The sequence below is a fragment of the Aeromonas sp. 604443 genome (assembly GCF_049170315.1).
Classification (GTDB): domain Bacteria; phylum Pseudomonadota; class Gammaproteobacteria; order Enterobacterales; family Aeromonadaceae; genus Aeromonas; species Aeromonas veronii_A.
Window position 1 is genome coordinate 100346 of record NZ_JAAKMI010000014.1, and the last position, 26898, is coordinate 127243.

The 26898-nt window shown below is 57.3% G+C and carries 24 protein-coding genes and 1 tRNA gene; 12 read left to right on the forward strand and 13 right to left on the reverse strand.

Annotated features, from left to right (window positions below):
* Positions 1 to 33: 33 nt before the first annotated feature.
* Together G5380_RS17185 and G5380_RS17190 are read right to left on the reverse strand one after the other, a co-directional pair.
* The gene (locus G5380_RS17185) at positions 34 to 1083 is read right to left on the reverse strand and encodes an oxidoreductase (RefSeq protein ID WP_323913287.1); all 1050 of its coding nucleotides are present in this window, start codon (positions 1081 to 1083) and stop codon (positions 34 to 36) included.
* 135 nt (positions 1084 to 1218) lie between these two features.
* Positions 1219 to 2382, reverse strand: coding sequence for a multidrug effflux MFS transporter (locus tag G5380_RS17190; protein ID WP_005340537.1), 1164 nt, complete (start codon positions 2380 to 2382; stop codon positions 1219 to 1221).
* Positions 2383 to 2620: 238 nt separating this feature from the next.
* On the opposite strand from G5380_RS17190, the gene rdgB reads away from it, so the two are divergent.
* Positions 2621 to 3217 (forward strand): RdgB/HAM1 family non-canonical purine NTP pyrophosphatase, encoded by a 597-nt coding sequence (rdgB, locus tag G5380_RS17195; RefSeq protein WP_005340539.1) that lies wholly within the window; start codon positions 2621 to 2623, stop codon positions 3215 to 3217.
* Between the two features lie 90 nt (positions 3218 to 3307).
* Complete coding sequence (hemW, locus tag G5380_RS17200; RefSeq protein WP_058056772.1) at positions 3308 to 4453, forward strand: radical SAM family heme chaperone HemW; 1146 nt, start codon at positions 3308 to 3310, stop codon at positions 4451 to 4453.
* A 104-nt stretch (positions 4454 to 4557) separates the two neighbouring features.
* On the opposite strand, the gene G5380_RS17205 is transcribed toward hemW, so the two are convergent.
* Both G5380_RS17205 and zntR read right to left on the reverse strand, forming a co-directional pair.
* On the reverse strand, positions 4558 to 4797 hold the full coding sequence (locus G5380_RS17205; RefSeq protein ID WP_100654533.1) for an alternative ribosome-rescue factor A: 240 nt from the start codon (positions 4795 to 4797) through the stop codon (positions 4558 to 4560).
* 214 nt (positions 4798 to 5011) lie between these two features.
* Positions 5012 to 5467, reverse strand: a complete 456-nt coding sequence (gene zntR / locus G5380_RS17210) for a Zn(2+)-responsive transcriptional regulator (protein WP_043825867.1) — start codon at positions 5465 to 5467, stop codon at positions 5012 to 5014.
* 415 nt (positions 5468 to 5882) lie between these two features.
* Here zntR and purH point away from each other — a divergent pair, with 415 nt between their 5' ends.
* From purH to G5380_RS17230, 4 genes are all read left to right on the forward strand, one after another.
* Positions 5883 to 7475 (forward strand): bifunctional phosphoribosylaminoimidazolecarboxamide formyltransferase/IMP cyclohydrolase, encoded by a 1593-nt coding sequence (gene purH, locus G5380_RS17215; RefSeq protein WP_005340545.1) that lies wholly within the window; start codon positions 5883 to 5885, stop codon positions 7473 to 7475.
* Positions 7476 to 7589: 114 nt separating this feature from the next.
* Positions 7590 to 8876, forward strand: a complete 1287-nt coding sequence (gene purD / locus G5380_RS17220) for a phosphoribosylamine--glycine ligase (RefSeq protein ID WP_421352934.1) — start codon at positions 7590 to 7592, stop codon at positions 8874 to 8876.
* Between the two features lie 277 nt (positions 8877 to 9153).
* Positions 9154 to 9528 carry a cytochrome b562 gene (locus G5380_RS17225; RefSeq protein WP_005349056.1) on the forward strand — a complete coding sequence of 125 codons (375 nt, stop codon included), beginning with the start codon at positions 9154 to 9156 and terminating at the stop codon, positions 9526 to 9528.
* Positions 9509 to 10066, forward strand: coding sequence for a cytochrome b/b6 domain-containing protein (locus G5380_RS17230; protein ID WP_236325557.1), 558 nt, complete (start codon positions 9509 to 9511; stop codon positions 10064 to 10066). The genes G5380_RS17225 and G5380_RS17230 overlap by 20 nt, the downstream gene beginning before the upstream one ends.
* A 164-nt stretch (positions 10067 to 10230) precedes the next feature.
* Here the strand turns inward: G5380_RS17230 and G5380_RS17235 are convergent.
* The 5 genes from G5380_RS17235 to rpsU all read right to left on the reverse strand — a co-directional run bounded on the left by G5380_RS17235 (position 10231) and on the right by rpsU (position 15124).
* Positions 10231 to 10307: transfer RNA gene (locus G5380_RS17235), tRNA-Ile, on the reverse strand.
* Positions 10308 to 10494: 187 nt separating this feature from the next.
* Positions 10495 to 12390: an RNA polymerase sigma factor RpoD gene (rpoD, locus tag G5380_RS17240; RefSeq protein WP_263718854.1), complete on the reverse strand. Its 1896-nt coding sequence runs from the start codon at positions 12388 to 12390 to the stop codon at positions 10495 to 10497.
* 183 nt (positions 12391 to 12573) lie between these two features.
* Entirely contained in the window at positions 12574 to 14361 is a 1788-nt protein-coding gene (gene dnaG, locus G5380_RS17245) for a DNA primase (RefSeq protein WP_421208946.1), read from the reverse strand.
* 88 nt (positions 14362 to 14449) lie between these two features.
* On the reverse strand, positions 14450 to 14893 hold the full coding sequence (locus G5380_RS17250) for a GatB/YqeY domain-containing protein (RefSeq protein WP_421208945.1): 444 nt from the start codon (positions 14891 to 14893) through the stop codon (positions 14450 to 14452).
* Between the two features lie 15 nt (positions 14894 to 14908).
* Positions 14909 to 15124, reverse strand: a complete 216-nt coding sequence (gene rpsU, locus G5380_RS17255; RefSeq protein WP_005309452.1) for a 30S ribosomal protein S21 — start codon at positions 15122 to 15124, stop codon at positions 14909 to 14911.
* Between the two features lie 179 nt (positions 15125 to 15303).
* On the opposite strand from rpsU, the gene tsaD reads away from it, so the two are divergent.
* Positions 15304 to 16317, forward strand: a complete 1014-nt coding sequence (tsaD, locus tag G5380_RS17260) for a tRNA (adenosine(37)-N6)-threonylcarbamoyltransferase complex transferase subunit TsaD (RefSeq protein ID WP_042052807.1) — start codon at positions 15304 to 15306, stop codon at positions 16315 to 16317.
* Positions 16318 to 16560: 243 nt separating this feature from the next.
* On the opposite strand, the gene G5380_RS17265 is transcribed toward tsaD, so the two are convergent.
* Both G5380_RS17265 and aspA read right to left on the reverse strand, forming a co-directional pair.
* A complete protein-coding gene (locus G5380_RS17265) occupies positions 16561 to 17880 on the reverse strand; it encodes an anaerobic C4-dicarboxylate transporter (protein ID WP_021229055.1) in 1320 nt (439 codons plus the stop codon).
* Positions 17881 to 18005: 125 nt separating this feature from the next.
* Positions 18006 to 19448 carry an aspartate ammonia-lyase gene (gene aspA / locus G5380_RS17270; RefSeq protein WP_005340569.1) on the reverse strand — a complete coding sequence of 481 codons (1443 nt, stop codon included), beginning with the start codon at positions 19446 to 19448 and terminating at the stop codon, positions 18006 to 18008.
* Positions 19449 to 19890: 442 nt separating this feature from the next.
* Here aspA and G5380_RS17275 point away from each other — a divergent pair, with 442 nt between their 5' ends.
* A complete protein-coding gene (locus tag G5380_RS17275; protein ID WP_005340570.1) occupies positions 19891 to 20367 on the forward strand; it encodes an FxsA family protein in 477 nt (158 codons plus the stop codon).
* Positions 20368 to 20414: 47 nt separating this feature from the next.
* Here the strand turns inward: G5380_RS17275 and G5380_RS17280 are convergent, their stop codons facing one another.
* Positions 20415 to 21749, reverse strand: coding sequence for an MATE family efflux transporter (locus G5380_RS17280; protein WP_421208996.1), 1335 nt, complete (start codon positions 21747 to 21749; stop codon positions 20415 to 20417).
* A gap of 260 nt (positions 21750 to 22009) precedes the next feature.
* Here G5380_RS17280 and G5380_RS17285 point away from each other — a divergent pair, with 260 nt between their 5' ends.
* The 4 genes from G5380_RS17285 (at position 22010) to G5380_RS17300 (ending at position 26542) form a co-directional block, all read left to right on the forward strand.
* Positions 22010 to 22303, forward strand: coding sequence for a co-chaperone GroES (locus tag G5380_RS17285; RefSeq protein ID WP_005309514.1), 294 nt, complete (start codon positions 22010 to 22012; stop codon positions 22301 to 22303).
* 44 nt (positions 22304 to 22347) lie between these two features.
* Positions 22348 to 23982 carry a chaperonin GroEL gene (gene groL / locus G5380_RS17290; RefSeq protein ID WP_005341224.1) on the forward strand — a complete coding sequence of 545 codons (1635 nt, stop codon included), beginning with the start codon at positions 22348 to 22350 and terminating at the stop codon, positions 23980 to 23982.
* 104 nt (positions 23983 to 24086) lie between these two features.
* A complete protein-coding gene (locus G5380_RS17295; protein WP_216952894.1) occupies positions 24087 to 24587 on the forward strand; it encodes a molybdopterin-binding oxidoreductase in 501 nt (166 codons plus the stop codon).
* Between the two features lie 23 nt (positions 24588 to 24610).
* A complete protein-coding gene (locus G5380_RS17300; protein WP_421207312.1) occupies positions 24611 to 26542 on the forward strand; it encodes a putative bifunctional diguanylate cyclase/phosphodiesterase in 1932 nt (643 codons plus the stop codon).
* A 141-nt stretch (positions 26543 to 26683) separates the two neighbouring features.
* On the opposite strand, the gene G5380_RS17305 is transcribed toward G5380_RS17300, so the two are convergent.
* Positions 26684 to 26898 (reverse strand): hypothetical protein (locus tag G5380_RS17305; RefSeq protein WP_421352935.1); only part of this gene is annotated, 215 nt, incomplete at its 5' end.

The following is a 26898-nucleotide window of genomic DNA, read 5'->3' on the forward strand; positions in this document are numbered from 1 at the left end:
AAGGTTGGTCAAGTGCGGCCGATGACCCGTACCTTAGTCAGACAGCTTCTGACAGGGCAGCCGTTTTCCCTCAAGGTGGCTCTGACGGGCCAGATCCAGCAGCGCCATCACCGCCAGCGCTTCACTTGCTGGCACCGGGTTGCTCCCTTCGCCCTTGATGGCGGCGCAGACACCGCGATAGTAGGCGCCATAATCCCCCGCCTCACCCACCACGCTCTGTTGCTGCAACTGACCATCGACAATGCGGCTGAGCTGACCTAGTTCGCTATCCATGCCCCAATCCGCCGCCGGCGGCCGCTTGCCCAGCTTGAGCTGATCTTCCTGCACATCCATACCGAATTTCACGAACGAACCCTGGCTGCCGTGAATGACAAAGCGCGGCATGGTGGCCGAGACCAGACAGCTGCCATGCAAAATAACCCGCATAGCACCGTAACCCAGCACCACATGGAAGTAGTCGTCCGCCAGTGCGCCGGGGCGCTGCTCGGCCAGATCGGCCTGCAACCAGTCCGGCTGGCCGAACAGCTGCAGCGCCTGATCCAGTACATGGGGGCCTAGATCGAACCAGAGGCCGGAACCCGGGCCACCCGCTTCGCGCCAGCGCTGGCGCACTTCTGGGCGATAGCGATCGAAGTGGGATTCGAACTGGGCGATCTGCCCCAGCGTCCCCTCGGCAATCAAACGGCGCACGGTGAGAAAATCCCCGTCCCAGCGCCGGTTGTGGAAGATGCTGAGCAGTCGCTGCTGCTTTTCGGCCAGTTCGACCAGCGCTTGCGCTTCGGCCAGATCCAGTGCAAAGGGCTTGTCGATCACCACATGTTTACCTGCCAGCAGCGCCTGGCGGGCGAGGGGGGCATGGGTGTCGTTGGGGGTGGCAATCACCACCAGATCGACGGTCTCATCGCTTAGTACATCCTCCAGTGAACCGACCCGGCAGCCGGGCAGATCGGCCTGCACCTTGGCGGCATCGCGGCTCACCACCCAACTCAGGGACAAGCCCGGCGTGGTAGAGAGGAAGGGGGCGTGGAAGGTCTTGCCTGCAAAGCCATAGCCCACCAGGGCTGCGTTGAGAGTGTGGCTCATCGGGGGTTCTCCGCTGACATCGAGTGAGTGGGGTTGCCATCGCAGGCTCTCTGCCGGATGGCCATATGCTGTAAAGGCGATACAAACGAGAAGGGGGCCGATGGCCCCCCGAATGTGCCCATCAGAGCACAGGATTTATTGCAAACACAAGCGGCGACCGCGCCGGGTCATCAGCATCACCAGAGGCGGCAGCAGCAGCCACATATGCAGCGCCAGCTGGCTGAGCGGGTCGTGCATCAGGGCGCCGGTCAGGCCAACCAAAGCGCCGGAGCCGCTCATCTGGAACAGGCCGAGCAGGGCCGCTGCGGTACCGGCGCAGTGGCCGAACGGTGCCAGCGCCATGCCGGCGGCCGAGCCCAGAATCATGGCAAAGCCGATGCTGGAGAGGAATACCGGCCCCATCATCGCCAGCGGATGCTCGATGTGCATGGCCAAAGTCAGGGTGATGGCCGAAAGCATCAACACCAGCAGGCCGATGCGAAGGGTGCGTCTTGGCCCCACCTTGGCGATAAAGCGCGGCGCCATAAAGCAGGCCAGGATGTTGAGCGCGGCGTTGGCGGTAAACCAGTAGCTAAAGCCGCTCATATCGAGCCCCAGTTTCACCATCAGCTGCACCGGTGCAGCGGTGACATAAGCGAGGATCACCGCCATCGCCAGCATGCACAGCGCCGCATTGAACAGGAAGCTGGGGGAGCGCAGTACCGGGCTGTAGCGCGACCAGCTGATGAGGGCCCCTTCGCTGCGGGTCTCCTCCGGGCGGGTCTCCGGCATCCGCCACATCAGCCAGCTGCCGACGATGAGCGCATAACCGGCCATAAACCAGAAGTTGGCAGACCAGCCCGCCTTGGCGGTGAGCCAGCCACCGAGCAGGGGGGCCAGCGCAGGAATAAAGCAGATGGCGCCATTGAGGTAGGAGATCATCTGACCGCTCTTTTTCGGGCCGTAGCTGTCACGTACCACCGAGAAGGCGGCGACCGAGGTAGCGCAGGCGCCGAAGCCCTGCAGCACTCGCGCCAGCATCAATTCGCCGAGGCTGGCGGCAAAACCGGCCCCCAGCGCGCTCAGGCCATAGAGCAGCACGCCGCCCAGGGCGATGGGCTTGCGACCGTAGCGATCGGCCAGCGGGCCAACAAGCAGTTGCCCCAGCCCCATGCTGAACAGGAACCAGGTGATGGTGCCCTGCATCAGTGTCACTTCGGCGCCCAGCTGCTCGGCCATCTGCGGAATGGCGGGCAGGTAGATGTCGATAGCCAGCGGACTGAACAGCACCAGTAGTACGAGCAAAAGTATCAATGGCATCTGTCACCTCTTTAGTCAGCCAGGTTAATGAATTGGGGCGCGAGTCTACTGACTCACAGTAATGAATAGAAATGGTATTTAATCACTTTGGTTATTCCATTATGGAAACATGTATTAAAAAGCTGGTTATTCGATGGCGGCAAATCCCCCGCAACCCCATCACAGCGGGTGTAATTGACGCTTTTACTAAACGCTTGCGCCGCATAGAATGCGCAGATTATTTTTGCGGAGGTGCTCGATGAACAAGCTTGTCCTGGCAACAGGTAACCAGAAAAAGGTGAAGGAATTGGCCGCCATGCTGGCCGATATGAAGATCCAGGTGATCCCACAGAGCGAGTTTGCGGTCTCCGATGCCGATGAGACCGGCACCACCTTCGTCGAGAATGCCATCATCAAGGCCCGCCACGCCGCCCGTATTACCGGTCTGCCCGCCGTGGCCGATGACTCCGGTCTGGAAGTCGATCTGCTGCAAGGGCGCCCCGGCGTCTACTCCGCCCGCTTTGCCGGTGTGGGTGCCGGCGACAAGGCCAACATCGAGAAGCTGCTCGGCGAGCTGCAAGGTGCCCCCGAGTACCTGAAGAGCGCCCGCTTCTGGTGTGTGCTGGTCTATATGCGCCACGCTGACGATCCCACTCCCATCATCTGTCAGGCGAGCTGGGAAGGGATGATCATCGACGAGCCGCGCGGTCAGCACGGTTTCGGCTATGACCCGGTCTTCTTCGTGCCGGATCACGACTGCACCGCCGCCCAGATGCCAGCCGAGCTGAAAAACCAGCTGAGCCATCGCGGTCAGGCGCTGGCCAAGCTCAAAGCGGCGCTGGCTGCGGCGCACTGAGTCACTTCGCCACCTTGTCGGTTACACACGGTCAATTACACATAGTCATCTACAATGGGGGCCTTGAGCCCCCGTTTTATTGGAAGCCCCATGCTGCAACTGCCGCCGCTCTCTCTCTATATTCATGTGCCCTGGTGCGTCCAGAAGTGCCCTTACTGTGACTTCAACTCCCATGCCCAGAAGGGGGAGTTGCCTCACCTCGAATATGTCGCCGCTCTGCTGGAGGATCTGGATCAGGATCTGAAGTGGGCGCAGGGGCGGCCGCTCTCCTCGATCTTTATCGGCGGCGGCACCCCCAGCCTGCTGACGGTGGAGGCGATGCAAGCCTTGCTGGACGGGGTACGGGCCCGCATACCGCTCACCGCAGATTGCGAGATCACCATGGAGGCCAACCCGGGCACGGTGGAGGCGGACAAGTTTGCCGGTTTCCAGCGCGCCGGTATTAACCGCATCTCCATCGGCGTGCAGAGCTTCCAGCAGGAGAAGCTGACCCGCCTCGGCCGCATTCACGGCCCGGAAGAGGCCCGCAAGGCCGCCGCACTGGCCCATGCCATCAAGTTGCCTACCTTCAATCTGGATCTGATGCATGGTCTGCCGGATCAGAGTCTGGATGACGCCCTTTATGACCTGCAGCAGGCTATCGACTGCGCCCCGCCGCACCTCTCCTGGTATCAGCTCACCATAGAGCCGAACACGGCATTTGCCTCCAAACCGCCCAAACTGCCGGAAGATGACACCCTGTGGGATATCTATGAGCAGGGCCACGCCATGCTCACCGCCAGCGGTTATCGCCAGTACGAAATCTCGGCTTACGCCAAAGAGGGCTATCAGTGCCATCACAACCTCAACTACTGGCGCTTTGGTGACTATCTGGGGATTGGCTGTGGCGCCCACGGCAAGGTGACCGATCTCGCGAACCAACAGATCCTGCGCACCGCCAAGGTGAAGCATCCGAAAGGGTATCTGGACAAGAGTCGCCCCTATCTGGACGAGCAGTGGCAGGTGACGGCAGACGATCTGCCGCTCGAATACTTTATGAACCGCTTCCGCCTGTTTGAACCGGCCCCCAAGGCGGAGTTCGAGGCCTATACCGGCTTGCCGCTGGAAAGGGTAGAGACGGTGCTCGCCATCGCCCAGAGCAAGGAGCTGATCGAGGATTTGGGGGATAGCTGGCAGCTCACTTCTCTCGGCCATCGCTATCTGAACGTATTGCTCGAACTCTTTATGGATGAGTGAGCGGCCTGTTGAGGCTGTGAGTTGGCGTTGCCAAATCGCTTCTTCTGTCAAAACGATCAGGGCGCCAATGGCGCCCTGATTGTTTATGCGCGGTAGAAACCCGCTCAGCAGCAGACGCGGATCATCTGCTGTTGGCCGGGCTCCCACCGCTTGCCAAATTTGGCCTTGCGCTGGTAACTCCCCTTACCCTTCTTGTTGCGCTCGACCCGGCTGCGAAACAGGGGATCGGAGAGCAGGGCGTGCAGATGGTTATCCTTTATCTCGCCGCGCTGATGGGCATAGTGGCCCCCTTGCGCATTTTCCTCACGGGGGAGGGCGGGTTGGTCGACCCGAATTTTGGCCATGATGGCTCCTCTTCTTTTCTCTTGGTGTGTTGATTTTTGTGTCTGGATGGCGGTTTTCACTGCGGGCGCCTGTTCAGGCTAGCGCCCGGCAACCGGATACACTGGCACCGGTTAAAAACGCGGCGATTTTGTCACCAAATCGCCGCCGGAGCAATGCGTTTGGCGCGCCGAGTCAGTCACACTGAGCTAGGCACGCTCAGTCAGGCATACCATGTCAGCCGTGAACCGGGTCATGCTGGTCGTGGTTGTGATGCTCGTGATGGGCCGGGGCGCCAGATTCCAGCGTCTCGAGGATGGCGCAGTGCTCCGCCGATCGCGGCCCGCCGCAGCAGATATTGGAGAGCTCTCGCAGGTTGTCGCGAAAGCGGGTCAGTTCGATGATCTTCTGCTCCACCTGGGCCAGCTTGGTGTCGGCCACCGCTTTCACCTCCTGACAGGTGACTTTGGCCTTGTTGGTATCGAGGTCGAGCAGCTCGCCGATATCGGCCAGCGAGAATCCGACCGACTTGGCGCGAATGATGAACTCCAGCCGCCGCTTGTCCTGTTCGCTGTAGAGGCGGTAGCCGGATTCGTTGCGGATCCCCGGTGAGATAAGCCCGTTCTTCTCGTAAAAACGCAGGGTATCTGCCTTGACCCCGCACGCCTTGGCCAGTTCACCGATCCGATACATGCTCTCTCTCCCCTTGAATGTATGCCGCCACAAAAACCGGAATCCACTATCACCCCTTTGCCCATGGATTGCCAGCCAAGGGCATAAAAGGGGCAGATAAACATCTCCTGGCGACCCTTTTTTCCATAAAACACTGAAAGTGCAAACGTTTCGAGAAAATCAAGTGGAAAACGTTTAACGCCACGCCAAATAAGGCTTTGCCGTTTCAAAAAATCCACCACAGGTCACATTTTTTGTGTAGAATACGCGCCCATAACAGAGCGCCGCACCAAGCGGGCATTTCCTAAAACGCTTTTGCCGGATGTCGGGGCGAGAGTGGTTTGCGAAATCCCCCACTTCCATTTATTTGGGGACTCTCTGTGTTGAGCCTCGCCTCCCATGGAACGGTCCCCGTTATGTTGAGGACGATAGTGTGATGGAACAAGCTCGACCCATTCGCCGTGCACTGCTGAGTGTGTCTGACAAAACTGGCATTCTGGAATTTGCCAAGGCACTCAACGAGCGTGGTGTTGCCCTGCTCTCCACGGGCGGTACCGCCAAGCTGCTTGGCGAGGCGGGTCTGCCGGTGACCGAGGTCTCCGACTACACGGGTTTCCCTGAAATGATGGATGGCCGAGTCAAGACCCTGCATCCCAAGGTTCATGGCGGCATCCTCGGCCGTCGGGATCAGGATGACGCCATCATGGCCCAGCACGCTATCTCCCCCATCGACATGGTTGTCGTCAACCTCTATCCCTTTGCTGCTACCGTTGCCAAAGCGGGCTGCACCCTGGCCGATGCAGTCGAGAACATCGACATCGGCGGCCCGACCATGGTGCGCTCTGCCGCCAAAAACCATAAAGATGTCGCTATCGTCGTCAAAGCTGCCGACTATGATCGGGTTATTCGCGAGATGGATGCCAACGGCAACAGCCTGAAACTGGCGACCCGTTTCGATCTGGCCATCGCTGCCTTCGAGCACACCGCTGCCTACGATGGCATGATCGCCAACTATTTCGGCACCATGGTTCCTTCTTACGGTGACAACAAGGAGGGTGACGAGGAGTCCCGCTTCCCGCGCACCTTCAACAGCCAGTTCATCAAGAAGCAGGACATGCGTTACGGCGAAAACAGCCATCAGGCAGCCGCCTTCTACGCCGAAGAGCATGCCGCGCCGGGTTCTGTCTCCAGCGCTACCCAGCTGCAGGGCAAGGCGCTCTCCTACAACAACATCGCCGATACCGATGCGGCGTTGGAGTGTGTGAAGGAGTTCGACGAGCCGGCCTGCGTCATCGTCAAGCATGCCAACCCCTGCGGCGTGGCCATCGGTAGCGACCTGCTGAGTGCCTACGATCGCGCTTACCAGACCGACCCCACCTCCGCCTTTGGCGGCATCATCGCCTTCAACCGCGAGCTGGATGGCGCCACTGCGGCAGCCATCGTGGCCCGCCAGTTTGTCGAAGTGATCATCGCCCCCACCGTCAGCCAGGAGGCCCGCGATGCGGTCGCTGCCAAGCAGAACGTGCGTCTGCTCGAATGCGGTCAGTGGACGGCACCGGCGCAAGGCTTTGACCTCAAGCGCGTCAACGGCGGCCTGCTGGTACAGGAGCGGGATCTCGGCATGGTGACGCTGGGTGATCTGACCGTGGTCAGCAAGCGCCAGCCGACCGAGGCAGAGCTGCAAGATCTGCTGTTCTGCTGGAAAGTGGCCAAGTTCGTCAAATCCAACGCCATCGTCTACGCCAAAGATGGCCAGACCATCGGCGTCGGCGCAGGCCAGATGAGCCGTGTTTATTCGGCCAAAATCGCCGGTATCAAGGCGGCGGATGAAGGGCTGACCGTGGCGGGCTCCGTGATGGCCTCCGATGCCTTCTTCCCGTTCCGCGACGGTATCGATGCTGCCGCGCAGGCCGGTATCTCCTGCGTGATCCAGCCGGGTGGCTCGATGCGCGATCAGGAGGTGATCGATGCCGCCGACGAACACGGCATGTGCATGGTGTTCACCAACATGCGCCATTTCCGTCATTGATGGGTCAGGGGCTGCCGATGGCGGCCCTTTTGTTGTCTCTTTTCAACTGACTATTTCCACTGACTGACGGCCCGGGTGGCCGTCCAGTGACCACAAATAGAAGCGAGCGATACGATGAAAGTACTGATCATTGGCAACGGTGGCCGTGAACACGCTCTGGCCTGGAAGGCCAAACACTCCCCGCTGGTGCGTCACGTTTTTGTGGCGCCGGGCAATGCAGGCACCCAGCTTGAGCCGGGTGTCGAGAACGTCGCCATCGAGGCGACCGATATCGAAGGGCTGCTGGCCTTTGCCAAAGAGAAGCAGGTCGGCCTCACCATCGTCGGGCCGGAAGCGCCGCTGGTGAAAGGGGTGGTGGATGCCTTCCGCGCCGCCGGTCAGCCGATCTTTGGCCCGACGGCTGCCGCAGCCCAGCTGGAAGGCTCCAAGGCTTTCACCAAGGATTTCCTGGCCCGTCACGCCATCCCGACTGCCGAGTACCAGAACTTCACCGAAGTGGAGCCTGCACTCGCTTATCTGCGCGAGAAGGGGGCTCCCATCGTCATCAAGGCCGATGGTCTGGCGGCGGGCAAGGGGGTGATTGTCGCCATGACCTTGCAGGAGGCGGAAGACGCGGTGCGCGACATGCTCTCCGGCAATGCCTTTGGCGAAGCGGGCTCCCGGGTGGTGATTGAGGAGTTTCTGGAGGGTGAAGAGGCGAGTTTCATCGTCATGGTCGATGGCGAGCACGTGCTGCCGATGGCCACCAGTCAGGATCACAAGCGAGTTGGCGACGGTGATACCGGCCTCAACACCGGCGGTATGGGGGCTTACTCCCCGGCGCCTGTGGTGACCGCCGAGGTACATCGACGCGTGATGGAGCAGGTGATCATGCCGACCGTGCGCGGCATGGCTGCCGAAGGCAACGTCTACACCGGTTTCCTCTACGCCGGTCTGATGATCGACGGTGCAGGCAATCCCAAGGTAATCGAGTTCAACTGCCGGTTCGGCGATCCCGAGACCCAGCCCATCATGCTGCGGATGCAGTCCGATCTGGTGGAGCTCTGCCTGGCCGCTTGCGCAGGCAATCTGGATCAGAAAGAGGCCATCTATGATCCCCGCGCCGCTATCGGCGTGGTGTTGGCGGCGGGTGGCTATCCCGGTGATTACAGCACCAATCACCCCATCAGCGGCTTGCCGGTGGATGAAGTGGCGGGCGAGAAGGTGTTCCATGCCGGTACCCGCCTGGAGGGCGATACCAGCCTGACCGCTGGCGGCCGCGTGTTGTGCGCCACCGCCCTCGGCTACACAGTGGCAGAAGCCCAGCAGCGTGCCTATCAGCTCGCTGGCCGCATCAAGTGGGATGGCGTCTTCTACCGCAAGGATATCGGCTGGCGCGCCATTGCTCGCGAACAGGAGTAACTGACGCACGCAAATGGCCAGCTGATTCAGACCCCGCTACGGCGGGGTTTTTTGTCCCTGTTTACCGCTTTCAACCATCCCCATGGTGCGTGTCACCTGCGTTCAATCAGTTACCAAGCGCAAACAAGCGCGGCATATCTGTCACTATTTGCCACAAAAAACAGCATTTTTCACAAACGTTTCACCATGAGTCATGGCATCATGCTGGTGATGAATTCTTGTTTGGATTCATAAGTACCCCTAACAATTCGAGCATGTCGTTATATAAGGAAATCCCATGTTGAAAACCGTCCGCCCCCTGCTGCTGCCCCTGATGTTTGGCCTGATGACCCTGCCTGCCGTGGCGGGTGATCTGGAACAGCCGATGAAGAAGATTGGCTTCAACTACAAGCAGGCCGTCAAGGCTGATGATGCAGCCACCATGGAGAAGCACATCAACGAGATGAAGGCCCAGCTTGATGTGGCCAAGCAGAAGAACATGCCGGCCGCCAAGAAAGAGAAATTCCTTGAAGGGATGAACGAGGTACAGACCGAGCTGGACGCCAGCCTGGCCGCACTCAAGGCGGGTGATGAGGCCAAGGCGCGCGAACATCTGGCCAAGGTCAACGACCTGAAGAAGGAGTACCACAAATATGCCAAGCAAAAAGGGTGAGCCCTTTCGCTGGGATCCGCTGGTTCGCCTGACCCACTGGGGCTTGGCGGCAGTCTGCATCGGCAACCTCTGGGTTAACGAAGCGGGGGAGGAGTGGCATGAGTGGCTGGGTTACGGCGCCATTGGGCTGATCTCCTTGCGTCTGCTCTGGGGGCTCACTTTCGCCCGTGGCTACGCTCGCCTTGGTGCCCTCATCCCCAGCGGTGAGGATTTTCGCCAGCAAGCGCGCGAGATGCGTGAGCGGCAGCCTCCGGCTCCGGGTCATCACGGTAGCGGCAAGCTTGCCGTGTGGGCGCTCTGGCTGGTTGTGCTGGCCACTGCTGGCAGCGGCTGGTTTCAAAATACCGAGACGGGATTTGAACTGGGGGCTGACGAGTGGCATGAGTGGTGCGTGGTGGCGCTGCAGGGACTGATTGGTCTGCATCTGCTGGCCATCGTCTTCACCTCCTGGCGCCAGCGCAGCAATCTGGTTACCCGGATGCTGCCTGCCATCGGGCGTCGCTCATCCATCCAGAGCGGCAGCAACGAGCAAACCTGAGGCTCAGCATTAGGCTCCTTGTCTCTGAGTGAGGCGCCTGATCCGGACCCTGCCCAGACCCGCCCATGGCGGGTCTTTTCTATGACCTCATCGAGCTTATCACTGGACATTGCCCGATCCGCAGATGCAAAAAGGCCGCTCATGATGAGCGGCCTTTTCTAATTTGGTGGCCCCTGGGGGACTTGAACCCACGACCAATCGATTATGAGTCGACTGCTCTGACCAACTGAGCTAAGGGGCCAAATTGTGCGTTTAGCGGCGTGGATTATAGGGGAAGAGGAAAGGGCAGTCTATAGGCATATCAACCACTTGGCGACTAATTGTCCAGCTTGATTGAGGGCGAAAAGAGGGTTGCAAGGGTAAATGCCAGACAAAACAAAGCCCCGCATGGCGGGGCTTTGGCAGAGCAGTTTGACACAGGGTCAGGACTATTCGTCCAGGAAGCTGCGCAGCACTTCCGAGCGGCTCGGGTGGCGCAGTTTACGCAGTGCCTTGGCTTCGATCTGACGAATACGCTCACGGGTAACGTCGAACTGTTTGCCCACTTCCTCGAGGGTGTGGTCAGTGTTCATGTCGATACCGAAACGCATCCGCAGTACCTTGGCTTCGCGGGCGGTCAGGCCAGCCAGCACTTCGCGGGTGGCGTTGCGCAGGCTTTCGCTGGTCGCAGCATCCGCTGGCAGAGCCAGGGTGGTATCTTCGATAAAGTCGCCCAAGTGGGAATCTTCATCATCACCGATGGGCGTCTCCATGGAGATAGGCTCTTTGGCGATTTTCAGTACCTTGCGGATCTTGTCTTCCGGCATGCCCATGCGCATGGCCAGCTCTTCCGGGTTCGGTTCACGCCCCATCTCCTGCAGCATCTGACGGGAGATTCGGTTGAGCTTGTTGATGGTCTCGATCATGTGTACCGGGATACGGATGGTACGGGCCTGATCCGCGATGGAGCGGGTAATGGCCTGACGGATCCACCAGGTTGCATAGGTCGAGAACTTATAGCCACGACGGTATTCAAACTTGTCTACCGCCTTCATCAGACCGATGTTGCCCTCCTGGATCAGGTCCAGGAACTGCAGACCGCGGTTGGTGTACTTCTTGGCGATAGAGATAACCAGACGCAAGTTGGCCTCAACCATCTCTTTCTTCGCGCGGCGGGCCTTGGCCTCACCGATGCTCATGCGACGGTTGATATCCTTGATCTGGGCAATCGACAGGCCGGTCTCTTCTTCAATCTGCTGCAGCTTGCCGATGGCGCGCTGAATATCTTCGTCCATTTCAACCAGACGGGGAGACCAGGCTTTGCCAGCCTGCTTCTGGTATTCGAACCAGGCAGTTTCACACTCGTTGTTGGTGAAGGCCGCGACGAAGGTTTTCTTCGGCATCTTGGCCTGCTCAACGCAGAGCTTCATGATGATGCGTTCCTGCACGCGGACGCGCTCCATCATTTCACGCATGTTGTTGACCAGGCGATCGAACTGCTTGGGCATCAGGCGGAATTGGCGGAATACATCGGCCAGCTGGGCGATGGCGGCCTGGGTATCTTCGTGCGCGCGACCATTCTTCTGAATGGAGAGACGGGTCACTTCATACTGGGCACGCAGTTCGCCAAACTTCTCGCGAGCGACTTCCGGATCCGGACCACCGTCACCGTCGTCGTCAGAGCTGTCGCCATCTTCGTCTTCGTCTTCTTCGTCTTCTTCATCTTCGTCGGCCAGATCGTCTTCGCCGAGTTCGGAACCGATATGCGTGGCGGTAGGCGCCATATCTTCAGTTTCGTTCGGGTCAATAAAGCCAGAGATGATGTCAGAGAGACGCAGCTGCTCGGCTTCGTACTTGTCGTACTGTTCGAGCAGGTAAGTAATTGCTTCAGGGTACTCGGCTACGGAGCTTTGTACCTGGTTGATACCGTCTTCGATCCGCTTGGCGATGTCGATTTCGCCTTCACGGGTCAGCAGTTCGACGGTACCCATTTCCCGCATGTACATGCGGACGGGATCGGTCGTGCGACCAATCTCAGATTCAACAGATGCCAGAGCCTGGGCCGCTGCTTCGGCAGCGTCCTCATCGGCGGTACCACCTTCAGCCATGATAAGGTCATCGGCATCCGGAGCGTTTTCAACCACTTGAATGCCCATATCGTTGATCATCTGAATGATGTCTTCGATCTGGTCTGAATCGACAATGTCTTGCGGGAGGTGATCGTTCACCTCGGCATAGGTCAGGTAGCCCTGTTCTTTACCTTTGGCAACGAGGAGTTTAAGCTGAGACTGCGGGGTTTGCTCCATAGAACTCATCCGGTTGGTGTTGCTAGGTTGCGCGTACAGTGCGCTGCTGCGCAAATAGCCAATTCTAATAGAAAACCGCCAGACATGCTATGTCTGGTTGCGGCGTCGGTCATGAGAAACCCCTGCCCGCAGTATTGTCGGGGCCAGGCGGTTATAAAAATTTTGCTTTTCATCCCGTCGATTCGGGCAACGCTATCCATATTGGGACTAATCACTCAAATATCAAGCCCCACTCTCATTTCTTTTCTCAATTTGCACCTCTCTTATCAGCATCATCAGCTCTTGGGTTTCTTCGGAGCTTAGTCCTTCCTGAGCCACTTTGGCCTGCAATTCTTCGATCCGCTGCTTCAGAAACTGGTTGATGAAGCCGACGAAGGTGTCCTGCAATTCTCCCAGAATATCCGGCTCCTGATCGAGTTTGATCTCCTCGAACAGGTCGTGCATGGCCAGCTGAGCAAGGATCTCTCCTTCCTTGGTACCACGCCAGTGTTCCAGCAGGATACCGGTTGTGATACCAGGCTGTGCCTGGATTTGCTGGTGCAGTTGCAGCAGGAACTTGATGCCCTGTACGCGTAGTCCGGCCAATTCCGGCATGGGGGGAAGCTCAGCCGTTACTGCCGGATATTGCACCATCAGTGCCAGTGCACGCCGCAGTGGTGTCAGCTTGGCTGCCTTGGGTTTGTTGACCTCGGCCTTGGGCTGACTGTTGCGAGCAAAGAGCTCGGCGATGCGCTGCTTGTTCTCGCCCCAACGCATCATGCTGGAGAGACGAGTGATCAGCCCTTCGCGGGTAAACCCTTCCGGAACGCGACGAATAAGCTCGGCGGCCTTGTTGGCCACTTCGAACTTGCCTGCCTCACCCGAAAGTGCGGCATCCCGGCCGAGACGCTCGAACATGAAGTCGGCGAACGGTTGGGCTTCATCGAGCAGGGCTTCAAAACCCTCCTTGCCGATCTGGCGTACCAGCGAGTCGGGATCCTCGCCATCGGGCAGGAACACGAACTTCAGCTCGCGGCCATCCTGCAGATGAGGGAGGGCATTATCCAGCGCGCGCCAGGCGGCTTCACGACCGGCGTTGTCACCGTCGTAGCAGCAGACTACCTCGGCGGTGGTGCGAAACAGGGTGTGGATATGGTCGCTGGTCGTTGCAGTACCCAGCGCCGCCACCGCATAGTCGATGTCGTACTGACCGAGTGCCACCACATCCATGTAGCCTTCCACCACCAGGATCCGGCGTGGATCCTTGTGTGCCTGCTTTACTTCGTAGAGACCGAACAGCTCCCGCCCTTTATGGAAGATGGGGGTCTCCGGCGAGTTCAGGTATTTGGGGGTGCCATCACCCAGCACCCGGCCACCGAAACCGATGACCCGGCCACGCTTGTCACGGATCGGGAACATGATGCGATCGCGGAAACGATCATAACTCCCCGGGCCATTGTCACGGGTGATCAGCATGCCGCCCGAGATAAGCAACTGCTCGTGATCCCGGCTGGTACCAAAGCGGCGGCGCACCTGATCCCAATCGCTGGGTGCATAGCCAATGTTGAATCGTTTGACCACTTCACCGGTCAGGCCGCGGCCTTTGAGGTACTCCACCGCATGGGGAGCGCTCTTGAGATTGCTCTCGTAGAAGCGGGCGATCTGGTTCATCAGCTCGAACAGATCCTTGCTGACTGCGGGCTGGCTATTGGCCGAGCCGCCGATGCTCTGCTCGCGAGGTACCTGCATGCCTTGCATGCTGGCGAGCTCTTCGATGGCATCGGGAAATTCGAGACCGTCGTACTCCATGACAAAGCCGATGGCGTTGCCGTGGGCGCCACAACCGAAACAGTGGTAGAACTGCTTCTCCTGGCTGACGGTAAAAGAGGGGCTTTTTTCGTTATGAAAAGGGCAGCAAGCCTGGTAGTTTTTACCGGCTTTTTTCAGCCGCACTCGCGAGTCGATCAGCTCGACTATGTCTGTGCGTACGAGCAGATCGTCGATAAAGGATTGTGGGATCCTGCCTGCCATAACCGTCCTGTTTCATTGCGGAGAAAATAAAAAAGCCGCGCATTCCAAGGGAAGCACGGCTTCTTCGACCAAACAAGAGAGTTGCCTGTTACGCCAAGCGGGTTTTCACCTGAGCACTGACGGCGCCGACATCGGCACGCCCCTGAATTTTCGGCTTCAAGACAGCCATGACCTTGCCCATATCAGCCATGACGGCAGCACCACTTTCAGTGATGGCTTGCTCGATCAGGGCGGCAATTTCATCTGCGGCCAGCTGTTGCGGCAGGAATTCCTGCAACACAACGATCTCAGCGGACTCTTTGTCGGCGAGATCCTGGCGACCGGCAGCTTCAAATTGGCTGATGGAATCGCGGCGCTGTTTGACCATTTTGGTCACGACAGCGAGGATATCCTCATCATTCAGCTCGATACGGGTATCGACTTCACGTTGCTTGATTTCTGCCATCAACAAGCGGATCGCTCCCAGACGTGCCTTATCTTTGGCAAGCATGGCGAGCTTTTGCTGATCCTTGAGTTGATCCTTCAGAGACACGGCAATATCACCCGATTAGTACAGGCGGATACGACGTGCGTTTTCGCGAGACAGCTTCTTGGCGTGACGCTTGACAGCAGACGCTTTGGCGCGCTTACGAATGGTAGTCGGCTTCTCGTAGAACTCACGGCTACGAACTTCGGACAGGATACCGGCTTTTTCGCAAGAACGCTTGAAACGACGCAGAGCAACGTCAAACGGCTCATTTTCACGGACTTTGATTACTGGCATGTGCCTTTCACCTCAGTGATAAATTGTTAGCTGACCTTCAATCGATCAGCATGTCTTAAAATGGTGCGAAATTATACTCTGGACAGGGAATGAAAGTAAACCCGCAGAGATCGCTCTGGTTTAAAAAACCCGCGAAGGTTACCATAGCCGTCTCATTTTAGCAGTGAAATTTTTTAGCAATGCGTGTATTGGGCATAGAGACATCCTGTGACGAAACCGGGATCGCGATCTTCGACGATCAAAAAGGGATCCTTTCCCATCAGTTATACAGCCAGGTCAAGCTGCATGCGGACTACGGTGGCGTCGTCCCCGAACTCGCCAGCCGGGATCATGTTCGCAAGACGATCCCGTTGATCCAGGCCGCATTGCAAGAGGCGGGACTGGGCAAAGATGACATCGACGGCATCGCGTATACCGCGGGTCCGGGTCTGGTTGGCGCCATTCTGGTGGGAGCCACTATTGGTCGTTCACTGGCGATGGCATGGAACAAGCCTGCTATCGCCGTCCACCATATGGAAGGCCACCTGCTGGCTCCTATGCTGGAAGAAAAGGCCCCCGAGTTCCCCTTCGTGGCGCTGCTGGTCTCCGGTGGTCACTCCATGCTGGTGCGGGTTGACGGCATCGGCAGCTATCAGCTGTTGGGCGAATCCATCGATGATGCTGCTGGCGAAGCGTTCGACAAGACCGCCAAGCTGATGGGGCTGGACTATCCAGGTGGTCCGCTGCTCTCCCGTCTGGCCGAGAAGGGCACTACCGGGCGCTTCCACTTCCCTCGTCCGATGACAGATCGTCCCGGGCTCGACATGAGCTTCTCCGGCCTGAAGACCTTCACCGCCAACACCATCGCTGCCAATGGTGATGATGAGCAGACCCGTGCCGATATCGCTCGGGCGTTTGAAGATGCGGTGGTCGATACCTTGGCCATCAAGTGCCGTCGTGCCTTGAAAGAGACAGGTCTCACGCGTCTGGTGGTCGCCGGTGGCGTCAGTGCCAACCGTCATCTGCGTGCCCAGCTGGCCGAGCTGATGGAGAGCCTCAAGGGCGAGGTGTTCTATCCGCGCACTGAATATTGCACCGATAACGGCGCCATGATCGCTTACGCCGGTATGCAGCGCCTGAAAGCGGGCGTGTTCGAACCGCTGGCGGTCAAAGCCGTGCCGCGTTGGCCGCTGGATACCCTGGATCCGGTCTGATCCAAAGGATCCCGCCTTCTGGCGTGGTGGTGAGTACCATGGTGGCCTACTGCTCCTGCAATCCGGCAGCGGTGGTTATAGCGCCGTTGACACGCTGTTGTGGTGTCTGCTGTCGCCGTGGTTGAGCCACCCGTATAAGAGGTCAGGTCTCTTGCTGGCAGACAGCCAAGCACAGAGTAAAGAGATAAAAAAATCCCCGCCAACTGGCGGGGATTTTTGTTTGGTAATCGGCAGGCGATAGGATTACAGCAGGATGCCGCCAAAGAAGAAGCCCAGCGCCACGGCGATGGCGATGGTGGCGGTGCCCGGTACGAAGAAGGGGTGATTGAAGACCGCCTTACCGATACGGGTGGAGCCGGTGTCGTCCATCTCTACCGCGGCCAGCAGGGTCGGGTAGGTCGGCAGTACGAACAGGGCGCTCACGGCTGCGAAAGAGGCAATCGCAGTCAGCGGGCTGACACCCAGTGCCAGTGCGGCAGGCATCAGGGCCTTGGTGGTGGCGCCTTGTGAATAGAGCAGCATGGCAGCGAAGAACAGCACCACGGCCAGCAGCCAGGAGTACTGGTTCAGCAGGTCGCCAGCGATCAGCTGGATGGTGTCCATGTTGCCTTTCACGAAGACGTTACCCAGCCAGGCGACACCCAGTACGCAGATACAGGCGGACATACCGGACTTGAAGGTCGGCATGTTGGTGACCTGGGTGGCGTCTAGTTTGCACACCAGGGTCATGATGGTGGCCGCGGCCAGCATGATGCCCATGATGGCGCCGTCACGGGGGATCGGCGGGTTGGTGATCAGGCCCACTTTACCGGAGATGGCAGTGGCATAAGCCATGACAGCAACGATGGCGGCGATGAAGATCCAGACCGACAGCTTGGCGTACGGTTTGATCTCGAGCTTGGTAGTACCACGCAGTTTGATCAGCCCCTTGGCTTTACGCTCCAGATAGACTTCGTCCTGCTCCAGCGGCTTGCCCATCATGTTGGCAATGAAGGCGCCCAGGATACAGGCCAGGAAGGTAGAGGGGATGCAGATGGCCAGCAGGGTCAGATAATCAACACCAAACGGCTCGAGCATGCCGGAGAAGGCAACCACAGCGGCAGAGATCGGGGAAGCTGTGATGGCGATCTGGGAGGCGACAACCGCGATGGAGAGCGGACGGGATGGGCGGATCCCTTGCTCTTTGGCCACTTCAGCGATCACCGGCAGGGTGGAGAAGGCGGTATGACCGGTACCGGCCAGCATGGTCATCAGGTAGGTGACCACCGGGGCGGCGAAGGTGATGTATTTGGGGTTCTTGCGCAGCGCTTTTTCTGCCAGGAAGACCAGATAGTCCATCCCGCCAGCCAGTTGCATACAGGCGATGGCACAGATGACGGACGCGATAATCATGATCACATCCCAGGGGATGTAGCTGACCAGTTGATCGCTCGGGATGGGCATGCCCAGACCCCACGTCAATACCAGTACCCCCAGACCACCGGCAAAGCCGATGCCGATGCTGCCTATCCGGGCCCCCAGATAGATAGCGGCGAGCACGACAAGTAACTCGATTCCAATCATAGCGATAACTCCATTTTTTAGTTTTTGGTTTTTATTTGGCAAAAAGCCAATTCCCGATCGGGCTGGGGATAAAGACCAATCGGGAACTGACTTTATGGGCCGGGAAGATCCCGGCCCACACTCGCTTATACGGCAGCTTCGCGGGTGAAACGCTTGGCTTTGTATTGCGGGTTCATCAGGTTCTCGATGGAGAGAATTTCGTCCAGCTGCTCGGCGCTCAGCAGGCCACGCTCAAGAACGACTTCGCGGACGTTCTTGCCGGTCTGGGCACAGATCTTGCCGACGATATCCCCTTCGTGGTGGCCGATGAAGGGGTTCAGGTAGGTCACGATACCGATGGAGTTCAGCACGTGATTCATGCAGATTTCCGGGTTGGCGGTGATACCTTCCACGCACTTCTCGCGCAGGGAAATACAGGCTTTTTCCATCAGGCTCAGGGATTCGAACATCGCCTGACCAATCACCGGCTCCATGACGTTCAGCTGCAGCTGACCGGCTTCGGCGGCGAAGGTGATGGTGATGTCGTTACCGAATACCTTGAAGCAGGATTGGTTGACCACTTCCGGGATAACCGGGTTGACCTTGGCCGGCATGATGGAGGAACCCGCCTGCATTTCCGGCAGGTTGATCTCTTTCAGTGCAGTGCGCGGGCCGGAGGAGAGCAGACGCAGGTCGTTACAGATCTTGGACAGCTTCATAGCCAGACGCTTGATGGCGCCGTGCAGCATGACGTAGGCGCCACAGTCTGAGGTCGCTTCGATCAGGTCTTCTGCCGGCACATAGGCACGACCGGTGATCTCGGCCAGACGCTTGATAGCCAGTGCAGAGTACTCGGGCGGAGTGTTCAGACCGGTACCGATGGCGGTTGCGCCCAGGTTCACTTCCAGCAGCAGCTCCTGGCAACGCTTGATGGATTTGATCTCTTCACGCAGGGTCACGGCGAACGCGTGGAACTCCTGACCCAGGGTCATCGGAACCGCATCTTGCAGCTGGGTACGACCCATCTTCAGGATGTTTTTGAACTCTTTCGCTTTGGCATCGAATGCCGCGATCAGGTGCTCCAGCGCATGCAGGGTCACGTCAGTGCTGTTGACCACAGCAACGCGGAAACCGGTGGGGTAGGCATCGTTGGTGGACTGGCACTTGTTGACGTGGTCGTTCGGGTTGATGACGTCGTAACGGCCTTTCTCCAGACCCATGATTTCCAGGGCGATGTTGGCCAGTACTTCGTTGGTGTTCATGTTGACGGAGGTACCGGCACCACCCTGGTAAACGTCGACCGGGAACTGGTCGAAGCATTTGCCGGTGTTCAGCATCAGGTCGCAGGCTTCTACGATCTTGTCAGCAATTTCAGGACGGATGGTACCCAATTCACCGTTTGCCAGCGCAGCGGCTTTCTTGGTCAGCACCATACCGCGGACGAATTCCGGAACGTCAGAAATCTTCTGAGAGCTGATCTTGAAGTTCTCGACAGCGCGCAGGGTGTGCACACCGTAGTAGAGATCATTGGAAACTTCTTTGGTGCCCAGCAGGTCTTCTTCAATGCGGACGTTCTTGATGTCGCTCATTGTAATGCCTCAGAAATCAGATAAATGGAAAAATCCTCACCGAGTGGTCGCGAGTTCCTTGCGCACAGCTCATCCTGAAGCACCACACATCGAGTGGGGCGGTTGGGAGAATGACCTCCCGAAAAACTAATCAATATACTACTCCAATTGAGGTATCGGTTATTAGAGGTGGATCACTAAATTTGCGACATTTTCAAATTACTTTGAGGAAAGTACACATATGTTATGAAGTTTTTATCATGATGATTTTTATAAATTTTTGTGACTTTTTGCTGATTTTTTAGATTGCTGATGACGTAGGAGTCAGTTGACCAACTTGAAAAGAGGGGGGCCGCCCCCATTTATTCAGGGCAGAAAGTGGTGATGACGGGGCGGCAAAATCGCCTCTGACCATCGTTGGATGGGCGCCACTTCTTCTCAATTTACCGGTGCTGGAGTGGATATGGGCAAGTTGTTTTTGTTGTTGGTGGGTCTGGTTGTACTGGAACTCACCGTGATGATCGAGGTCGGCTCGGTAATCGGGGCGCTGCCGACTGTCGGCTTGCTCATACTGACCGCGGTATTGGGCTCCTCGCTGGTGCGAAGTGAAGGGATCAAGACCCTGTTCAGCGCCCAGCAAAAGATGCAGATGGGCGAGATGCCGGGCCGCGAGGTGATGGGGGGCATGATGCTGGCGTTGGCGGGCCTGCTGCTGATTATCCCGGGTTTCGTGACCGACATTTTCGGTGTGCTGTTGCTGCAACCCTGGCTGCGCAACAAACTGGCTGACAAGCTGATCGGCAGCAGCCAGTTCCGGATGCAGATGGGCGGTTTCCAGCGTACTCAATCGCCGTTTGGCAACGCACCGTCCGATGATCATCTGGGGAACGCCAAGCAGGGCGGCACCACCATCGAAGGCGAATTTGAGCGCAAAGAGTGAGCGTAAAGAGTAATCGACGAGACGAAAACCCGAGGCGAGTGACTGAATCAGGGTTTGCCCTGATGGCACAGCGCCTCGAAGCGGTGTCGGGCATACCACCACGCGAGGGTGCCCGCCGCCAGATTGGCCAGCAGTATTCCTAGATATATCCCCTGTTCTCCCCCCAGCTTTGCCCCCAGCCAGGCTCCTGGCAACAGAAAACCAAACAGTCGCAATCCGTTGAACAAGAACGAAATACTGGATGCTCGCACGCCATTGAGTGCCGAGGCCAGCAGCATCACCATGCCCTGAAAGCCGTAACCGATCGGCACCAGATGCAGATAGAGAATAATCAGGCGAATGACCTGCGGATGATCGCTGAACAGATTGGCGATCAGCGGGGCGAGCAGCCAGGTCAGGCCATAGATGGCGAGCTGGAACAGCAGGGCAAAGCGCAGGCAGCTCTGAAGTGCGGCTTTGGCCCGGGCCGGATTGCCGGCGCCGCAGTTTTGCGAGATGAAAGGGGCCAGTACGGAGGCAAGGGCCATCATCACGATCAGCAGCAGCGCCTCGACCCGCGATGCGGCGCCGTAAGCGGCTACCACCTCGGTACCCAGGCCCGCAAAGATCGTCATCAGCACTGCATTGGCCAGAGGGTTGAGCATATTGGTAAAAGAGGCGGGGACGGCAACATGGAGCAGCGCCCGCCAGTGGGTCAGCAACCGAGCCCGAGGCGAGAGGCGCCACAGCAGCAAGCCCTCCCGATGACGCAGGATATAGAGGCTGACCAGCATCGCCATCAACCAGGAGATAGAGGTGGCGATGGCTGCCCCGCGGATCCCCCATTCGGGAAAGGGGCCGATACCGAAGATCAACAGAGGATCCAGTACCCCGTTGACCAGCCCGGCTATGGCCATCACCAGGCTGGGGGTTTTGGTATCGCCGGTCGCCCGGATAGCGGCATTGCCCACCATGGGCAGCACCAGCATGGGGACGGTGAGATACCAGATCAGCATGTAGTCATGGATGAGAGAGATAAGCTCGGCACTGGCCCCCAACAGAGTAAACAGAGGCTTGATGGTGAGAGCCCCCCCCGCGGATAGCAGGGCCACCATGATCACCGCCAGAAACAGGCTGTCGGTGGCGAGATGGGCCGCCTCATCGTGTTTGCCCTGCCCCAGAGTATGACCGATCACCGCTGACAATCCGGCGCCCAATCCCATCGCCAGCGAGGTAACCACAAAAGTGACAGGAAAGGTAAAACTGATGGCGGCCAGTGCTTCGGTGCCCAGCATACCGATAAAAAAGGTATCGACCAGATTGAAGGCCAGAATGGCGATGATGCCGAAGATCATGGGGCCCGTCATCTGGCGCAGTACGACCGGAATAGGGGCTGTCAACATGGGGTTGGTGCGGGTCAAGGGCTCGTCTCTACAGCTGGCTTTGAAGGTTCTGGCATGGAAAACGGGCGGCTTGAACCGACCTTGCTCCAGGGTGTGGACATGGCTGAACCATCGAAGATGTTTATAGTACGTGAAAAAATTTTTTTTGTATTTGCCCTTGAAGGGTTAGCAACTCTGCCCCACATCAGGGACATATCTAATTTGGCCTGGAACGGCCATTCCTCAAAGCAACAATGAGACTCATTTTGGGAGAGTTATCGATGAAAATTCGTCCACTGCACGACCGCGTCATCATCAAGCGCATCGAAGCTGAAGCCAAATCTGCCGGCGGTATCGTCTTGACTGGTACTGCGGCCCAGAAGTCCACCCGTGGTGAAGTGCTTGCCGTGGGGACTGGTCGCATCCTGGATAATGGCGATGTGAAAGCGCTGGCCGTGAAGGTTGGTGACAAGGTGATCTTCAACGAAGGCTACGGCGTGAAGACCGAGAAGCTGGATGGTCAGGACGTCCTGATCCTGTCCGAGACTGACATCCTGGCGATTGTCGAAGAGTAATCTATCCCCGATTTTCCCCGAATTGATAGAAAGGATTGAAGAAAATGGCTGCTAAAGACGTCAAGTTTGGTAACGAAGCTCGCATCAAGATGCTGGAAGGTGTCAACATCCTGGCTGATGCCGTCAAGGTGACTCTGGGCCCGAAAGGCCGCAACGTGGTGCTGGACAAGTCCTTCGGCGCCCCGACCATCACTAAAGATGGTGTATCTGTTGCGCGCGAAATCGAGCTGGAAGACAAGTTCCAGAACATGGGCGCCCAGATGGTCAAGGAAGTGGCTTCCAAGGCGAACGATGCCGCCGGTGACGGTACCACTACTGCAACCGTTCTGGCTCAGGCTATCGTCAACGAAGGTCTGAAAGCCGTTGCCGCCGGTATGAACCCGATGGATCTGAAGCGCGGTATCGACAAGGCCGTTGTGGCTGCTGTTGCTGAACTGCAAGCACTGTCCCAGCCGTGCGCCGACAGCAATGCCATCGCTCAGGTGGGCACCATCTCCGCCAACTCCGACGAGAAAGTGGGCAAGCTGATTGCCGAAGCCATGGACAAAGTGGGTCGCGATGGCGTCATCACCGTTGAAGATGGTCAGGGTCTGGAAGATGAGCTGGCAGTTGTTGAAGGTATGCAGTTCGACCGCGGCTACCTGTCCCCCTACTTCATCAACAAGCAAGAGACCGGTTCCGTTGAACTGGACGACCCGTTCATCCTGCTGGTTGACAAGAAAGTCTCCAACATCCGCGAAATGCTGCCGGTGTTGGAAGGCGTTGCCAAAGCTGGCAAGCCGCTGCTGATTGTTGCTGAAGACGTAGAAGGCGAAGCCCTGGCCACTCTGGTGGTCAACACCATGCGTGGTATCGTGAAAGTGGCTGCCGTCAAGGCGCCTGGCTTCGGTGACCGTCGCAAAGCCATGCTGCAGGATATCGCCGTACTGACTGGCGGTACTGTCATCTCCGAAGAAGTTGGCATGGAGTTGGAAAAAGCGACTCTGGAAGATCTGGGTCGTGCCAAGCGCATCGTCATCACCAAAGAGAACACCACCATCATCGATGGCGTGGGTGATGCCGGTGTGATCGAAGGCCGTGTTGCCCAGATCCGTCAGCAGATCGAAGAGACCTCTTCCGACTACGATCGTGAGAAGCTGCAAGAGCGCGTAGCCAAGCTGGCTGGCGGTGTTGCCGTGATCAAGGTTGGCGCAGCCACCGAAGTCGAGATGAAAGAGAAAAAAGCACGCGTGGAAGATGCCCTGCACGCTACCCGTGCCGCGGTTGAAGAAGGTGTGGTTGCCGGTGGTGGTGTCGCGCTGGTTCGCGTTGCAGCCAAACTGGCTGGTCTGCGCGGTGACAACGAAGACCAGAACGTCGGTATCAAGGTTGCCCTGCGCGCCATGGAAGCCCCGCTGCGTCAAATCGTCATCAACGCCGGTGAGGAAGCCTCCGTCATCGCCAACGCGGTGAAGAATGGTGAAGGCAACTTCGGTTACAACGCTTACACCGAGCAGTATGGCGACATGCTGACCATGGGTATCCTGGATCCGACCAAGGTCACCCGCTCTGCCCTGCAGTTCGCCTCTTCTATCGCCGGCCTGATGATCACCACCGAGTGCATGGTGACCGAGCTGCCGAAGAAAGATGCTCCAGCCATGCCTGATATGGGTGGCATGGGTGGCATGGGCATGATGTAATCATCATCCCGGCTCTGTTTGAGAAACGGCTCGCCTTGGCGGGCCGTTTTTTTATATCTGACTAAACTGAGTCTGTTGATAGCAGAAAAGTGTAAGGGGGAAAGATGAAGGTGCTTGGATGGATAACTCTGCTGTTTGCATTGATTGCCATGCCGCTTGTGGCTGCCGAGGCCCTCAAGGGGCCTGTGATCTTGAAAGTAAGCGGCAATATCAGCTCCCCAGATGAGGTGGACGGCAAAGTGCTTTTTGACTTGGCCACGCTGCAGGCGTTGCCGCAATATGAGATAGTCACCAGCAACCCTTGGGTTGATAAACCTCACAAGTACAGAGGGCCCAAGGTGGCGGACGTGCTGGCCGCAGTGGGGGCTAATGGCAAGAGCATAACCTTGACAGCATTGAACAGTTTTCAGATCCGCATCAATTGGGACAAAGTTGCCAAGTATAACCCTATTCTTGCTTGGGAAGATGACGGGGTAGCCATGAGGGTCCGTGACAAGGGGCCGCTCTGGTTTATGTTGCCGCTTGATCAATATCCGGAGCTGAAGCGCTCTGAATATACTGACATGATGATTTGGCAGCTGGACCTGATAGATATTCAACACTGATAAAAGAGTCACGGGAGCACGGGGTGAAAGGAAAGACCAGGGCGTGGCCACTGCTCGTCATTCTGTATGTATCCATTCTGTCGTTTACCGGGAGCACCCTTTATTGTCTGGTTCAGCTCCAGAATGCGACCAGAGCGATGGAGAAATATACCTATGATGTCTCCTGGGCGCTGATGCAGCTGCAGCTCGAGTTGGGGCGTTTCCTCAGTGCTGTAGAGGTCTACCATTATGGTGGAATAGAGCACAATGACCTGATGTTGCGCTATGACATTCTTTGGAGCAGAACCCCCATCCTGTTGAGCGGTCAGTTGCGTAAAAGCATGCAGGATAAGCAGAAAACCTTGCGCTTGGTGCAACTGATTGAAAACAACATTCGCGATATAGAGCCTGTCATTACCAAGCTGCAGAGCGGAGACTCTGTCTACCAGCAAATAATGATGCGCCTAGCCCCCTTGCAGGAGCCTTTATCCTATGCACTAGCTTCCGTTATGCAGAAGAACATCAACATCTACTCAGAGAATGATCGCCATTTTGGTCAATTGCGTAATGCTCTGCTGTTGATGGTGTCGGGGTTGGTTATCTCGGTTTTACTCCTTAGCTTGCTTCTTGTATATGAAGCTCGACGTCACTTTAGGGCAGCAAGGCGTGACCCGTTGACGGGTCTCTCCAATCGGGTGGCATTGCTGGAACGGATGGAGCTCTGTGCCACTCAGGAGGTACCTTTCGGATTGGTATTGGTCGATATCAACGACTTCAGAGATATCAACAGCAAGTTTGGTTATGATGCGGGCGATTTTTTGCTCAGTGAATTGGCCAGACGGATCAGATTGCTCTGTGAAGAAGGGGAGTGGAGTGGTCGGTTGGGTGGCGATCAATTTGCCATTATCCAGCGTGGTAGCAGCGATCTGCGTCAGGTCAGGGAGCTGGTAGCGCGACTGCTGCACGTTCTGAAGCAAGATATCGTCTATGATAACTATCCCTTCCGGCTCGAGGTGGGGATCGGGATTGCCTTCTATCCGATGGACAGCGATAAAACACAGGAGTTATTGAGTCGTGCGGAACAGGCTCTGTTCCATAGCCGCAAGACCCATGTCCCCTATGTGATTTACGATAACTCCTTGCTCAACGAGACGGCGCGGCGCAAGCATTTGGCCTCGGACATGATCATGGCGCTGGAACACAATGCGTTGGAACTCTATTACCAACCCATCGTCAATCTCGAGAGTGGCCGTTGTGAAGCTGTCGAAGCACTGCTGCGCTGGCGGCATCCGGAGCTGGGCTTTATTCCGCCAAACGAAGTGATCATGGTGGCTGAGGAGTTCCAGCTTGCCGAGCGTCTGGGCGGCTGGGTGTTGAACACCGCTTGCGAGCAGCTTTATCAGTGGCATCAGTTGGGTATGGTCGACCTGCAGATGTGCGTGAATATCTCGCCGGGCATGTACCAGCGCAATTTGCTCAAACTGGTGGCCAAGGCATTGATGGAGAACCACCTGCCAGCCAGCAGTCTGGTTTTGGAGGTCACTGAAGATACCACCATGCGCGAAGTGAAGAATTCGCTGCAACTGATGCAGGATCTCAATCAGCAGGGGGTACTGCTGGCATTAGACGATTTTGGGACTGGTTATTCATCTTTGAGTTATCTGCAAAAGTTACCGGTCAGCAAGGTGAAGATCGACCGCTCCTTTATACAGGGCATTGACACCTCAATGGAGGCATCCGAACTGGTCGCCAATATTTGCAGGATGGGGTCGATGCTGGGCAAGAGTCTGGTGTGTGAAGGGATTGAGACACAGGCCCAGTTGGATGTGCTGCGATCCCTGACCGATATCCACTTGTATGGACAGGGCTATCTGTTCAGCCGACCGGAGCAGGCGGAGAAAATCTATCAGACCTTGTTGGAGATGGAGGAGCTTTGGCTAGCACGTCAACAATCCGAAATGGCTTATATGAGTTGAAGGGGAGGGGTACTTGACGGTCATCTGCCTCAAGAATGTGTGATTCAGTTCAAGTTTTATGCTTTTTGTTTGTTGTTTGAACGGTTGTGCGGTTTTATCAAAAAAACATGCAGTTTAGCCTTGCCAGAAAGAATCTGTTCCCTATAATGCGCCTCCATCGACAGGGCAAGCGGCAACGCAAACAACCTCGTCGATAACCTCGAAAAGCCTTTGAAAATAAGGCTTGACTCGAGAAGGCGGTTGAGTAGAATGCCACTCCCGCAGCAACACACTGTTGCGTCGCTCTTTAACAATTTGAATCAAGCAATCTGTGTGGGCACTCACAGCATCGAACATCAAAAACAATTTTTGATTTT